The 14,291-nt window shown below is 42.3% G+C and carries 15 protein-coding genes; 1 reads left to right on the forward strand and 14 read right to left on the reverse strand.

Translation table 11 applies throughout. The features are described from left to right. Positions 1 to 92 precede the first annotated feature (92 nt). The 9 genes from argC to VJ09_RS04350 all read right to left on the reverse strand — a co-directional run bounded on the left by argC (position 93) and on the right by VJ09_RS04350 (position 8,666). Positions 93 to 1,133, reverse strand: coding sequence for an N-acetyl-gamma-glutamyl-phosphate reductase (argC, locus tag VJ09_RS04310; RefSeq protein WP_044640399.1), 1,041 nt, complete (start codon positions 1,131 to 1,133; stop codon positions 93 to 95). Between the two features lie 478 nt (positions 1,134 to 1,611). Beyond that, positions 1,612 to 2,226 carry a hypothetical protein gene (locus VJ09_RS04315; RefSeq protein ID WP_052807213.1) on the reverse strand — a complete coding sequence of 205 codons (615 nt, stop codon included), beginning with the start codon at positions 2,224 to 2,226 and terminating at the stop codon, positions 1,612 to 1,614. A 107-nt stretch (positions 2,227 to 2,333) separates the two neighbouring features. Continuing rightward, a complete protein-coding gene (locus tag VJ09_RS04320; protein ID WP_044640400.1) occupies positions 2,334 to 3,173 on the reverse strand; it encodes a phosphoenolpyruvate hydrolase family protein in 840 nt (279 codons plus the stop codon). After that, positions 3,151 to 4,413, reverse strand: a complete 1,263-nt coding sequence (locus tag VJ09_RS04325) for a Tm-1-like ATP-binding domain-containing protein (RefSeq protein ID WP_044640401.1) — start codon at positions 4,411 to 4,413, stop codon at positions 3,151 to 3,153. Before VJ09_RS04325 ends, VJ09_RS04320 begins: the two co-directional genes overlap by 23 nt. A 170-nt stretch (positions 4,414 to 4,583) precedes the next feature. Continuing rightward, positions 4,584 to 5,015 carry a transcription antitermination factor NusB gene (gene nusB, locus VJ09_RS04330; protein ID WP_044640402.1) on the reverse strand — a complete coding sequence of 144 codons (432 nt, stop codon included), beginning with the start codon at positions 5,013 to 5,015 and terminating at the stop codon, positions 4,584 to 4,586. A 33-nt stretch (positions 5,016 to 5,048) separates the two neighbouring features. Further along, the gene (locus tag VJ09_RS04335) at positions 5,049 to 5,444 is read right to left on the reverse strand and encodes an Asp23/Gls24 family envelope stress response protein (protein ID WP_044640403.1); all 396 of its coding nucleotides are present in this window, start codon (positions 5,442 to 5,444) and stop codon (positions 5,049 to 5,051) included. Beyond that, the gene (accC, locus tag VJ09_RS04340) at positions 5,419 to 6,798 is read right to left on the reverse strand and encodes an acetyl-CoA carboxylase biotin carboxylase subunit (RefSeq protein WP_044640404.1); all 1,380 of its coding nucleotides are present in this window, start codon (positions 6,796 to 6,798) and stop codon (positions 5,419 to 5,421) included. The genes VJ09_RS04335 and accC overlap by 26 nt, the downstream gene beginning before the upstream one ends. Positions 6,799 to 6,815: 17 nt before the next feature. Then, positions 6,816 to 7,319, reverse strand: coding sequence for an acetyl-CoA carboxylase biotin carboxyl carrier protein (accB, locus tag VJ09_RS04345; protein ID WP_044640405.1), 504 nt, complete (start codon positions 7,317 to 7,319; stop codon positions 6,816 to 6,818). A gap of 102 nt (positions 7,320 to 7,421) precedes the next feature. Further along, positions 7,422 to 8,666 (reverse strand): transglutaminase-like domain-containing protein, encoded by a 1,245-nt coding sequence (locus VJ09_RS04350; RefSeq protein WP_044640406.1) that lies wholly within the window; start codon positions 8,664 to 8,666, stop codon positions 7,422 to 7,424. A gap of 139 nt (positions 8,667 to 8,805) precedes the next feature. Here VJ09_RS04350 and pepF point away from each other — a divergent pair, with 139 nt between their 5' ends. Then, entirely contained in the window at positions 8,806 to 10,611 is a 1,806-nt protein-coding gene (gene pepF / locus VJ09_RS04355; protein WP_044640407.1) for an oligoendopeptidase F, read from the forward strand. A gap of 135 nt (positions 10,612 to 10,746) precedes the next feature. Here pepF and VJ09_RS04360 read toward each other — a convergent pair whose 3' ends face one another. The 5 genes from VJ09_RS04360 to spoIIIAD all read right to left on the reverse strand — a co-directional run bounded on the left by VJ09_RS04360 (position 10,747) and on the right by spoIIIAD (position 14,291). Then, on the reverse strand, positions 10,747 to 11,283 hold the full coding sequence (locus VJ09_RS04360) for a SpoIIIAH-like family protein (protein ID WP_044640408.1): 537 nt from the start codon (positions 11,281 to 11,283) through the stop codon (positions 10,747 to 10,749). A 71-nt stretch (positions 11,284 to 11,354) separates the two neighbouring features. Further along, on the reverse strand, positions 11,355 to 11,999 hold the full coding sequence (gene spoIIIAG / locus VJ09_RS04365; protein ID WP_044640409.1) for a stage III sporulation protein AG: 645 nt from the start codon (positions 11,997 to 11,999) through the stop codon (positions 11,355 to 11,357). 12 nt (positions 12,000 to 12,011) lie between these two features. Beyond that, entirely contained in the window at positions 12,012 to 12,644 is a 633-nt protein-coding gene (gene spoIIIAF, locus VJ09_RS17460; protein ID WP_052807214.1) for a stage III sporulation protein AF, read from the reverse strand. Between the two features lie 14 nt (positions 12,645 to 12,658). Further along, a complete protein-coding gene (gene spoIIIAE / locus VJ09_RS04375; RefSeq protein ID WP_044640410.1) occupies positions 12,659 to 13,891 on the reverse strand; it encodes a stage III sporulation protein AE in 1,233 nt (410 codons plus the stop codon). Positions 13,892 to 13,901: 10 nt separating this feature from the next. Further along, positions 13,902 to 14,291, reverse strand: a complete 390-nt coding sequence (gene spoIIIAD / locus VJ09_RS04380) for a stage III sporulation protein AD (RefSeq protein ID WP_044640411.1) — start codon at positions 14,289 to 14,291, stop codon at positions 13,902 to 13,904.

The raw sequence follows: 14,291 nt of genomic DNA on the forward strand, positions 1-14,291 counted from the left end.
AATCTTGATCTAGAGAGCGACTTTGTCACTGCAACGGAGTGAGTCTGATCGAGATTCTCGGAGTGGTATAGTTCCAATAAAAAGCTTTATCATCACGGATATAGCGGAGAATATAGGAGCCCTGTTTCCTCTAAACAACCAATACGAAGATTGGCATTTTGGACTGCTTGCCCAGCTGCTCCTTTCATCAGGTTGTCGATCGCAGCTAAGACAACAATTCGTCCAGTTCGCTCATCGACATGAAAACCAATATCGCAGTAGTTACTCCCTTGAACGGCTTTCGTTTCTGGCCACGCTTCTTGTTGAATTCGAATAAATGGACTCGAACGATAAACATCTTGATATAGTTCGTAGAGTTGTTTATTTGTATATTTATGCATGTACGATCCGTAAATAGATACCAGAATCCCACGATTCATAGGTATGAGATGAGGAATAAAACTAACCGTAATCTCTTTTTGAGCAAAAATAGAAGCAAATTGTTCGATCTCTGGTATATGTTGATGTCCATCTACCTTATAAGGACGTAAGTTCTCATTGACTTCACCATAGAGCATCTTCTGGTTCAGACTTCGTCCAGCCCCTGTCACACCTGACTTTGCGTCGATGATGATGGAAGAAGGATCTAATATGTTTTCTTGTAGTAATGGAAGCAGTGCAAGTAATGTGGCAGTTGGATAACACCCCGGATTGGATATCAACGAAGCTGTTTGTATATCCTTGGAATACCATTCACTTAGTCCATAAACTGCTTTTTGAAGCAAGGATTCTGGTGCCGAAGGGATGCCATACCACTTTTTATAAAGATCTGGTTGTTTCAAGCGGAAGTCACCAGATAAGTCGATGACGATTTTTCCTTGTTCAATTAAGAAAGGGGTCCATTTACTGCTGATCCCTGGAGGAGTGGCAAAGAAAAGCAAATCAACCTGCTGGGTTACTTGATCTAGATCGAAATCCTCGTAGGCATAAGCTAAATGTGCTAGATGCGGGTATACATGATGAAGACAAACTCCTGCTTGAGAAGTAGAAATGAGCATAGTCAATTCCAGTTCAGGATGTTGCTGAAGTAAGCGAATCAATTCCACCCCACCATAGCCTGTGGAACCAATGATGGCTGTTTTCAATTGGAGCACTCCTTCATCAGGACATTCGATGTTTTTGTATTATTATAGATGTATACTTATTTTTATGCAATCGATTTTTAAAAAATACTGGTGAGTAAAATTATCTTCTTCATTTCATTTTCTTAGTGTAAAATTACTAATAAAAGTACTGAATTGATGCTCTCTCTACCTATGGATAGAAAGAGTATCAATCAATTTTGATATCATTTATCCAATAAAAGAAAAAACGACTTGAGACTACAAACGTAGCAACTCAAGTCGTTTTGCGTTTATACAGGTAATTCGGGGATGACAAGCTATTGTTCATCTTGTGCTTCCGCACTTCAAGAGACTGATGCTTGCATGTATGGACAACAGTTCTTTGAATGCAGAGAGAACCATACTAACAGGTTCTTCTTCCCTTTACCTTGATCCACTGGATGCTGAAAATACATTTGACTAAAAAATGGGGAAATCTGCTTGTCCAATATGTGTGGATTTGGTGTTTCTACCTTTTGATGATCCTCTTTTTCCCATCTTCTCCTACTCTATATATGCCATCTCGCAAGTACAAACGATACAAGCGACTTTCCTCATCATAGGAGGCAGCGTGTTCCCACGCCTCTTCCACTGAATCACCCTTCAGCACCCTATGGAAATAGTGCATGAGAAACAGGGAAGTCGTTTCTCCAGTGATATCCTCGTCGGCCGCAATGTACGCCTGAATCTCTCCATTCATAAACGCTTCCCCCGCTTCTTTCACACCAGCTGAACAAGCGGTATTGATCACCACCGTACCGGGCAGGCAAATCGTCTCTGCAATGACAGAGGGTCGCATAATCCCGTCCTGCAAGCTGGATGCATCAATTTCCTCTATATATTCTCCAAAAATTAGGCCACCTTCGTCGCCATGAGCGCTGATGATCAAATACGGAGGAGCAGTTTCTTCTTGACTGATGACTTGCAGAAAATCATTTGGTGTACCGATAGCGTGCAAAAGCGTAACGACATTGAGCTGTTCAAGCAGAGTACGGATATAATTAGCTTCTGATCCGTCGTCGATGGCTGCAATGGCTACTGGAAGTTTCTTTGCAAAAAAACGGGTATCCACGGGATTCCACATATAATCTTTACTCCTTTTAACACTGAATTACGCCAAAAGGCTTTGACCAATTTACACGCAAATTTTATTTTGGTAAGGTGTCGGAAAAATACATAGGATCGGGATTATCAGATTTTTGTTGCCACCAAAGATTTAAATTTTTCTACTTGTTCTTGAATTGCCACTTCTGTTGCCAATCTCTCGATACTAGACGCACCAAAGAACCCAGCAACTCCTTTGGTTAGAGCGAGAATTTGCTCTACATCACCAGGATCCGCTATTGGACCTCCATGACATAGCACTATTACATTCGGATTAATGTTTTTCGCTACATCATGGATCGCTTGAATTCGCTCTGCAGATTTTTCAAGAGTCAGGGCTGTCTGTGCTCCAATCGATCCTTTCGTAGTTAACCCCATATGGGCTACTAATACATCTGCACCTGCTTCTGTCATAGCTATCGCTTCTTCCTCATTAAAAACGTACGGGCAGGTGAGCATGTCCAATTTATGAGCCTCTCGAACCATCTCCACTTCTAAATCATATCCCATCCCTGTCTCTTCGAGGTTTTGGCGAAAGTTTCCATCAAAAAGCCCAACGGTTGGGAAATTCTGTACCCCATCAAAGCCCATTTCTTTTAATTGCTTTAAAAACAGAGGGATCTGACGGAATGGATCGGTTCCACATACTCCCGCTAAAACAGGGGTTTTTTTCACAATGGGGAGAACTTCCGAAGCCATATCTACCACGATTTGGTTAGCGTCTCCATATGGTAAGAGTCCAGCCAGTGATCCTCTACCTGCCATTCGATAACGACCAGAATTATAGATGATAATAAGGTCTGCTCCACCTTGTTCAGCAAACTTAGCGGAAATCCCAGCTCCTGCACCACATCCAATGATAGGAAGACCTTTTTCAATGTTATGATGAAGTGCTTTTAGAGCCTCATTTCGTGGAATGAATGGCATTGTCTGCTTCCCCCTCATTTGTTAACTCGTTTTCTTTTTTTAGTATTTCAAACAACTTAGCGGTAGCTGCTTTTGCAAATTCTTCGTCATTAATATTACAATCTAACTCATAGACAGGGATATCTTCTCGAATCGTATCTTTAATCGCATCAAATAATGCTTGATTCGCCTCAGGCCACCAAAATTCATTACCAGGAGAATCCAACTCAGATAGCCCTTTTAATGGCAAGAAAATCGCTGTTTCCCCTTTGGCTTGGTTTGCCTTTGTTGCTAGCAATTTTCCAAGTTTCTCATTCTCTTCTGGAGTGGTTCGCATCAGCGTAATATTGGGATTCCATGGATAAAGTAGTCGATCTCTAAATTTTTCTGGAACTGTTTCCATACCCCAGAAATTCACCATATCCAGACAACCAGGTGCAATAACTTGGGGAACACTCCACTTGGCAGCTGCATTCATTCGATCAGGTCCAGCAGTAAGAACACCACCAACCAACTCATCTGCGAGCTCTGTGGTTGTCAAATCTAGAACCCCATCTACAAAACGATTTTCAATAAGGGAATCCATTGTCTGACCGCCAGTACCCACTGCATGGAAAATGAGCATCTCATACCCTTTTTTCTCTATCAAATCTTTACAGCGATTGACTAAGGTAGTTGTATTTCCAAACATCGAAGCGGTAATCAGAGGTTTATGTTCTAGCTCAGGAGTGCCTGTTTCGATCATACCCACAATAGCCCCAACCGCATTTGCATATATTTGAGCACTGAATCGGTTGACACCTGACACATCTAAAATAGATGGGAACATCACGACATCACTGTTCCCAACATATGGTTTAGTATCTCCAGAGGCAACTGTACTCACCATTAATTTAGGAACGCCTAGCGGCAAAGCACGGAGCGCTGATGTTCCTATAATCGTACCATTGGATCCGCCCATCGAAAATGCAGCATCTATTTTCCCTTCTAAATGGAGCCTTTTCACAACAATGGCAACTCCTCTCGTCATTGCCTCCATCGCTTTTCCTTTATCATGTAGCTGTCTAAGTTCACTAAGGGTGATCCCACTAGACTGAGCTACTTCTTCAGCGGATACATCTGGTGTTATAGGTGATTCGCCTAATATGCCTGTATCAATTATGTATGCTATATGACCACGACGTTCAATCTCACTTTTGATAAATATATAGTCGCTGCCTTTTGTATCCAAAGCACCGATCACCGCAATCCTCTTTTTCAACAGACCAACCCCTATATATATTTTTTATATGAACAATTATCAATATTAATAAAATATAACGAAATTTACAACCATTACGATATCTATGCAAAAACTCCATGAAAACTCGCTATATACAAATATGATTACAGAAAAAGAACCTAACTCATTTGAGCTAGGTTCCATTTGCTTTAATCCACACTATCCTGTTCTTCTGAAATCTCTACTTGTTCCGTTTGAGCCAGTTTCCCAAGTAGTCCATTCACAAAACGAGCAGATTCAACACCACTAAATCGTTTTGCTAACTCCACTGCTTCATTGAGAATAACACCAGAGGGAATCTCTTCTTCTTGGTGCAGCTCATAGACAGCGATCCGTAAGATAGCCCTCTCTACTGCAGAGAGACGATTGATCGTCCAGCTCTTTTTGAGAAACTGAGCGATATTCTCATCTATTTGGGATTGGTGTTTTTCCACTCCCAAATAGATGCGAGTGAAAAATGCTCGATCCGTGTCCGGCAACTTTTTCTCACGATCTTTGATCAAAATATCTTCTGAGTCTGGATAGACTTCTTTTTGATATAAAGCTTGTACTGCTAGTTCACGTGCCAGTCTTCGACTCATGCTTTGTCCTCCAACCAACCAATCGAGGAAAATCTATTTCATACGTGAGTTGGCTTTTTCGTTCTGTTCTTTTGGTGCCTGTGGTAGACGAACGCCCTCGAAGCGTACCTGTACGCGATGAACCATAATTCCAGTCATCGATTCTACCGCAGATTTTACATTTTCTTGGATCTCCCGACCTACATCTGGGATTCGATGTCCATATTCTACCATAGCAGAGATCTCAATGGTATTCTCGTTACCAAGATCCACACGTACTCCCTGACGTAGGTTTTTTCTTCCAAGCAATTGTGAAATATCTCCAACAAAGCCACCCGTCAGACCTACCACACCTGGTACTTGAATAGCAGCTAAGCTAGAAACGATCTGAATCACTTCTGGAGCAATCTCGATCTTACCGATCTCATGTGGTTGTTTCACTGGTTCCATCTACCTTCACCTCGTTGATATTATGAGTTTCCAAGAACTGAATATGAAAATCTCCAGACACAAATTTTGGATGGTGAAGAAGTTTTTGATGAAATGGAATAGTGGTGTGAACACCTTGAATCGCAAATTCACTCAAAGCACGTTTCATTCGATCGATTGCTTCTTGTCGGTCTTTACCCCAAACAATCAATTTGGCAACCATCGAATCATAGTAAGGTGGGATTTTATACCCAGGATAACAGGCACTGTCGACTCGTACTCCCATTCCACCTGGTGGTAGATAGTTTTCGATCTGTCCTGGAGAAGGCATAAAGTTTTTGTCTGGACGCTCTGCGTTGACGCGACATTCAATCGACCAGCCATCAAATTGTATATCTGCTTGAGTAACAGATAGTTTTTCTCCTGCGGCTACTCGAATCTGTTCTTTTACCAGATCAATTCCCGTCACCATCTCGGTTACAGGATGCTCTACTTGAATTCGGGTATTCATCTCCATAAAGTAGAAGTTACCCTCTTTATCGAGTAAAAACTCAATCGTTCCTACACCTGAGTAATCAACAGAACGAGCAGCAGCGATTGCCGCTTGTCCCATCTCTTCCCGCAATTCAGCATTCAGTGCAGGAGAAGGAGCTTCCTCCACCAACTTTTGGTAACGACGTTGAATGGAGCAATCCCGCTCCCCTAAGTGAATAACATTTCCATGATTATCTGCTAATACTTGCACTTCAATGTGTCGAGGTTCCAAAAGAAATTTCTCTAGATACACTCCAGCATTTCCAAAGTTCGCCTCTGCCTCTTTTTGGGCAAGGGCAACTGCTTTTCGCAATTCATCGCGACTGTGGACGATTCTCATACCTTTACCGCCACCTCCAGCTGTTGCTTTTACGATGACCGGATAACCAATCTCCGTTGCGATCTTCTCTGCTTCATCTATATCCTCGATAATTCCTTCCGTACCAGGAACAACTGGAACCCCTGCGTCTTTCATCGTATCACGAGCAGTTGTCTTGTCTCCCATTTTTTGAATCGCTTCTGGAGATGGACCAATAAACTGAATCCCTACCGAAGCACAAAGCTCAGCAAACATAGCATTCTCTGAGAGAAACCCATAGCCAGGGTGAATGGCATCTACTCCTAGCAGTTTGGCAGTCGTGATAAGATTGGGTATATGTAGATAACTATCGCGGGAAGGAGCTGGACCGATGCAGTATGCTTCATCCGCAAGGGTCACATGAAGTGCTTCGCGATCCGCCTCTGAGTAGACTGCAACCGTCTGGACTCCTAGCTCTTTACAAGCACGAATCACTCGTACAGCGATCTCCCCACGGTTGGCAATTAATACTTTTCGAAACATCCGCTTACTCCCTTTATCTAATTAGTCTTCACCAAGAAAAGTGGTTGGTTATACTCAACCAACTGTCCGTTTTCGACGAGAACTTTCACAATCGTTCCACTTACTTCTGCTTCAATCTCATTAAACAGTTTCATCGCTTCTACGATACAAACGACGGAATCTTTGTTTACTTGATCCCCTTCTTTGACAAAAGGATCTGCATCAGGCGAAGATTTAGCATAAAATGTACCAACAATCGGAGAGACGATTTTATGATACTGACTTAAATCTTCAGTTGGTTCTGCTTTCGTTGGTTCCTCTACTGGTGCCACTACAGCCGGTGTAGCGACTGGTGCTGCAACAGGAGCAGCCTTTTCGACTGGTGCGGTTACAGCTGGTGTGGTAGCTGTGGTAGCCAACGTTTGACCGCTTGATTTTTTAATGACCACTTTGGCCCCTTTATCACTTACAACAAATTCATCAATAGAAGATTCATCAATTAACTTAATTAGTTCACGCAGTTCATGTAAACGAAAAACCATATGGGTTTTCTCCTTTCGTAAAGAGCAATACACGGTTCTTATATTAATCTTTTTAGCCAATCTTGACCAGCCCTAGCCCCAAATTGCAAAAGCATCGGAGGTCTATACAAAAACAAAAAGTATCCCTATCAAGAGCCCAAACAGACCAGTTCCTAGTAAATGATACTTGGTTCTGATGCCAAGTGATGCCTTGATTAACTGACTAACTCCACCACTGAGTAGTGCAACTAGAAGCAGTTTACTTAGAAGTAAAAGGTTCGCTCCAAAGAAAAAACTACCTGCAAACAAAAGAAATGCAACCGACGAGAGATTTTTCGTATAGATCCAACTTCGCCAACTCCATTCCAGAAGCGGTGTTCGAATCACTTTCCAATCACCATTGAAAAAAAGAAAAGGTCTAGCAGACATTTCTGGGATTAGGAAAAAGTACAAAATCCGTTTCAAACGTGGAACAAAAGAAGCCTTTGTCTCTTCTTCCAAAAAAAGTACTGGAGGAGGATACCAAGCAATCTTATCCATCTCAATCGCAATTCCCCAGAGTTGATCAGCTGTCGGAGACTGCTCTTTCATGTCAAATATGGCGCAACTTGGTTCGTCTCCACTTTCTAACTGGATTGCAAAAATTGGTCTGACCTCTGGTATATGACCAAACATCTCTTCCCATTTTTGATCCGGAAGAAACAGTTCATCCGCTCGTTTCAGTTGTTTGGAGTGTAATCGTCCCAAAGCTACATCTACCGGAACCCACCCCTCGGACTCTAAGTAGACTTCATTCCATGCATGCGGACGATACATGCGAGCAGAAAGCGAACCATAGAGAATTCGACATGGAATGTTTGATCTTCTACATAAAAGAGCAAACAAACGAGCGAAGTCAATACTTTCTAGCTTCTGTATGAGATATGGATTTTGTATGCGCTGACTTGGAGCGATTAGATCTTGAAAAGCAAAGTCTCGAATCAATGCCTGAAAAAAGGTAGTGGCCTGTTCCCGATCGGTGGATAAATGTCGACTTTCTCCCAAATACCGTTGTACAAGTTCTTCTGGAAAATTACCGATTTCCTGTGCCGTCAAGTAGTACTCTCTTTCGGTATCACTCAATTCTTGCCTTCTCCGAGGACTCCGCTTTACTTCATACTCAAAACGCATTCTCTCATTTGGATAGACTACCACGACTGCAAATTGGTTTCCAGCCTGATCACGGATTGAAACCATTTCTGGCTCATGAGTCAATTCGATGATCTGAACGGGAGCACCATATAAAATGTCGTTAGGCCATGCAAGTAACATCGTGATGGGGTAATGATTGACATTGTGATATTCATACAAAATGGTAATTGGTTTCATGCGGTTCCTCCGGTCCGCAAAAATAGAGTCTATACCAAGTTACCAAAAAATCTTTCTTTTCGAAATCCCTTTTCTCTCCGAAAAGTACATTTTCCGTTGAAATGTAGAAACGCTATAATAAAACAAAGGAGGATATGACATGAGTGAAACCAAACGCTTGCCACTTCGTTCGGAAGTTGATCCGAACTTTACGTGGCGATTAGAAGAAATTTTTGCAACAGATGAAGATTGGGAGCAGGAATATCAAGCAGTAAAACAACAACTCCCACAACTAGAAAACTATCGCGGTAAATTAGGTGCATCATCCGGTGATTTACTTGCTGCACTTTCCTTCCGAGATGAACTCAGTTCTCGTTTAGGCAAATTGTATGTCTATGCTCGGATGCGGTACGATCAAGATACAACCAATGCCCATTATCAAGCTTATAACGATCGGGTATCCTCATTACATACAGAAGCGAGTAGCTACTTCTCCTTCTATCGTCCAGAGATCTTAGCGATTCCCGAAGAAAAATTAAAACGCTTCCTTGAAGAAAATCAAGAGCTTCGACTTTATGAACTAATGTTGAAAGAGCTAACACGCTTCCGCCCTCATGTTCTCTCTGACAAAGAAGAAGCATTACTCGCTCAAGCATCTGAAGTGTTAAATGCATCGAGTAAAACTTATTCACTGCTTAACAACGCAGATTTGGAGTTTCCTTCCGTTGTCAATGAACATGGTGAAAAAGTGGAGATTACCCACGGACGCTTTATTACACTTATGGAAAGCAAGGATCGTCGGGTACGCCAAGAAGCATTCGCAAAAGTTTATGACACTTATGGTAAAGTGCTAAACACGATGGCTAGTACCCTTAGTGCTACCGTCAAAGAACATAACTTCAGCGCCAAAGTACGTCATTATGATACGGCACGGCAAGCAGCCTTATTCTCTAATAACATCCCAGAAAGCGTCTATGATCAACTTATTGATACTGTTCATGAACATCTACCACTTCTCCACCGCTATCTAGAGATCCGTAAACGTGCTCTCAAACTAGACGAACTTCATCTCTATGATCTCTATTGCCCACTTGTTGCCGATGTGGAGATGAAGATAACTTATCCAGAAGCCCAACAAATACTATTAAAAGGCCTTGCCCCACTCGGAAAAGATTATCTTACTATCCTGCAAAAGGCATTTGACGAGCGCTGGGTTGATGTCTATGAGAACAAAGGGAAACGAAGTGGTGCCTACTCTTTCGGAACGTATGGTACCAATCCGTACATCCTGATGAACTGGCACGACAACGTTGACAACCTTTTTACACTTGCACATGAATTTGGGCATTCGCTACACAGCTATCATACTCGCAAACACCAACCTTATCCTTATGGTGACTACACTATTTTCGTAGCAGAAGTAGCTTCTACGTTGAATGAAAACTTGCTAAATGAATATCTACTCCAAACAACAAAAGACAAGACAAAGCGTCTCTATCTCATCAACCACCATTTAGACAAATTCCGGGGAACGGTTTATCGCCAGACGATGTTCGCCGAATTTGAAAAAATAACGCATCAAAAGTCGCTGGCAGGCGAAGCTCTTACCGCAGAGAACCTGACTAAATGGTACTATGAACTCAACCAAAAATATTACGGTACTGGAATTGTCGTAGATGAAGCGATTGGGAAAGAATGGGCACGGATCCCTCATTTCTACTATGACTTCTATGTGTATCAGTACGCTACTGGATTTAGCGCTGCCACTGCTCTCTCCAAGCAAATTTTAGAAGAAGGAGAACCAGCTGTAAAACGCTATCTCGAGTTCTTATCATCTGGATCGTCTGCTGATTCCATTACTCTCCTAAATCGTGCAGGAGTGGATATGACCTCACCTGATCCAATTCGTCAAGCATTTGTAGTGTTCAAAGAATACCTCGATGAGTTGGAAACGTTGCTTGGTTAGAAAACGCTATTAAACCGATGAGCCTTTTCTAATCTCTGATATATACCTTTATTGGGTATGAGCCTGTTTTCTTCCAACAAACAATAAAAAGCGTCTTTGCTTGTGTTCCCTGAAGCAAGACGCTTTTTCCCCTTCTTATGGGCGATAGCTGACTGATACTTGAGATGCTCCCATTCCCAACTGTTGTTTTGCTAAATCGAGTATCTTTACTACTTGGGCATTTTTGAGATCACTACTTTGAACCAGAACATTCACTTTCCCGTCTTCCTGAAATACCACTGCATCTTGGTACCCTTCTTGGCGAAGCAAGTTTTCCATTACCTCTTCTTGTTTGTCTAATTTCGTTAAGCTGTTAATCATTTTCTCCGCTTCTGCTAGTTTTTCTTTCGATGCTTTGGTATCTCCTAAAATATTGTAGTACTCATCTAACAATTTCTCTCTCATCGTTTGACGCTGGAGATTTTGATACACAAAATACTCACTAGCAACACTCTCTTTCTTAGCTGCTTGGTTGACTGGCTTGGTGTCTACTTGTACCTGATTTTCGTTGAGATTGTTTTGAGCTAAAGGCCCGACTGGCTCTACTGGTCCTGTAATAATATAGTAGGCGGATAGAGCTACCATCAGTGTTAACATGGTTACTAGCCATACCGTTTGGCGATTCATTTGCATAAAAGTTCCTCCCAGATTTTGTTTAACTAACCATCATGAGGGCAGAAACCACCTCTGATGGAAGTTCACCTTTATTGATCCGTTGGCATAACGGAGATACGATGAAGTGGTACATCGAGCGTACGTTGGATTGCTTCCAATACTCTTGCTTTTACCACTAAATCTTCTGTCCCTTTTGCGACTACGATCACTCCACGTACTTTCGGTTTGAGGCGTTTTACCACAACTGGCTGATCTCCATTATCTGTGCGGTGCATCGTTGTTTTGCGTTCGGTATTATTCTGTTCTGTGGAGCGTGTACCCCCTTTGGTATCATTCTCAGTAGTAGTCTGAATTTGTTCTCGGGTATCATATTGCACAACTTCCTCTTCTGTTGAATCGAGATTGACCATTACTGTTACATCACTAATCCCTTGTACTTTCTCTAAAACAGCAGCTAGTTGGGTCTCATACTTCTTCTCATAATCTTGCATACTTCCCATTACGGTCGTCTCTACCGTAGACGTGGTGGGCTTGTCCTTATTTAGCTGTGTATCAGAAGGATTATCCTCCTCTACAGGGTCAGCAAGAAATGAAGAGAGGATGAAGAGCATCACACCTACTCCTGCTAATGCTAGTAACCATGCCCAACGATTTTTCTTGGGTCCTTTGCCATCATTTCCACCGCCTCCGCCACTATCAAACTTTTCTAGTAGTTGTGGTAGCTTTGAAAACATCCTTACTTCCTCCTATGCGCTAGGTTTCCATTCAATGCGTACTTTTTCAGGATCAATTTCCCAATAATCTAAAAGATAACTCTGCATCTCTCCAGTCTCTTTTGTTTCAACAATAGAGGTAGCTGGCTGGCTTTCTTCTTCTCCGATGGTGATTGGATCTACAGGACGTAATTGCATCTGATTTTCCTCTGATGTACCATCTTTTCTTTGAACAGTAAGAATGATCTCCTGCAGCACCGGGACTTGCTGCTCGTTTAGCGATGCAGTTGCCTGAACATCGACCACCTCCACTGCAAATTTCTGCTCCAATGTTTCCTTTGCCCAACTTTCAACCGACTGTTCCATCTGTTTTCGAATAAAGTCCGCTTGTGTCTGCTGGAGTTTCTCACCATCTTGCCGAATCTGTTCCATGCTAGGCATCTTACTCGTCTCCTGCACCACTTCTGGGGCGATCGTCAGATTCTTTAGGTCGATATTGTGATTGATTAGTTGAAAGACTGGGTGCAAGATCGCCATAATCAGAAGCAGTCCCATTACTAACTTGACATAACGTTCCATCGAGTTGCTGGGTAGTAGGAGATCCAAAAAAGTTGCTACCAGTACCAGTAAAATCAATTCTTTTAGCCAATCTGCCAACCAGTCCACTTATCCTCACCTACCTAACGCATCATGACGGAGATATTGCCCGCCGCGATAATGATGGTAATTGCCAGAAAAAACATCAATCCTACCGCTGCCATTGCTGCAAAAACATAAATCAGTGTCCGGCCAATGATGCTGAGGCTACTGATAATCGGACTATTACCTAAAGGCTGAAGAACAGCAGCTGCAAGGTTATAGATAAAAGAAAGCGAGAGAATTTTCAGCGCAGGAAACGCAACGAGAAAGAGAAGGATAATCACTCCTGCTAAGCCTACGGTGTTTTTGATTAACAAGGAGGCACCTACCACCGTATCGGCTGCTTCCGAGATGCTACGCCCGACGACTGGTACAAAATTTCCTGTAATATATTTGGCAGTCCGGATTGCGACCCCATCTGTTGCTGCGGTAGTCGCCCCTTGTACAGAAATGACGCCGAGAAAAATAGTCAACAAGCCACCAAGGAGGGCAATACTTACTTTTCTCATAAGATCTGCTAATTGAGTTAGCTTGTACTTCTCCGAGAGATTGCTAATGATGTATAACACCGTAGAGAAGAACAAGAGTGGAAAAACAACAGTGTAAATGATCGTTCCAATCACATGAATCATAAAAATAATCAATGGATGGAAGAGAGAAGCCGATGCGAAATTTCCCATCGATGCTAACAAAGTCAACATCATCGGCACTACCGCTAACATGAAATGGATCATTTTGCTGATCGCTTCTTTTGCTGCTTCTACTGCTACCGTAAAACTATCAACCGCTAGGACGATAATGACCAGAAAAACGATGGCATAAGCTACTTTGCTTACTTGGTTTTTTTCAAAGGCACTCTGAAGATTTTGTAAGATTACACTAAAAACGGTCAAAACAATGATACTTCCCAATAATTTTCCGTTATAGAGCACTTCATAGAAGAAAAAGCGAGCGAGAGCACTTAGGGCATCTGTAAGGCTCCAACTGGAACCTGTGCCAGTCAACAAATCGAACAGGCTAGCAGGCTCTTCTCCTTCGAAGTAGCGGCCATATTCGGTTTTCAACTGTCTCCAAAAACTTTCGACCTCTTCTGTCTGCAAGTCATTTAGTTGGGAACGGATTACCTCTTTCGTCAACTGTTCAGTCTGACTAGGTGTTGTCGTACCTTGTTCCAAAGGTGCAGTAGGTGGAGATTCTCCGTTCGCTGACGATAAAATAGGTGCAGACCATAAAAAGATCCAGAAAGTTAGGACAAATAACCCTATATATCTCATTGCTTGTCCCTCACGAAGGTAGTATTTGAATGATGGATTCGATCACAATAGTAATGATTGGGATTGCCATAACAAGGATCAGGATCTTACCAGCAAGCTCAATTTTAGATGCGATGGAACCTTGTCCAGCATCTCGGGTAACCTGAGCTCCAAACTCCGCTATGTAGGCAATTCCGATAATCTTGAGGATCGTCTCCAAAAAAAGCGTATTTACATGCGCTCGTTCTGCCAAACTCTGTAATACTCGCACCACCTCGGAGATTTTACCCGCTAGACTTAAGAAGATAATAATTCCGGTAAAGGTGGCTAGCAGGAAGGCGAAGACTGGTTTTTGCTCTTTTAGGACAAGTACTAAAAATGTAGCAATTAATCCCAATCCAACCACCTGGAGAATACCCAA

It is taken from the genome of Risungbinella massiliensis, from assembly GCF_000942395.1.
In the GTDB taxonomy this organism is placed as follows: domain Bacteria; phylum Bacillota; class Bacilli; order Thermoactinomycetales; family Thermoactinomycetaceae; genus Risungbinella; species Risungbinella massiliensis.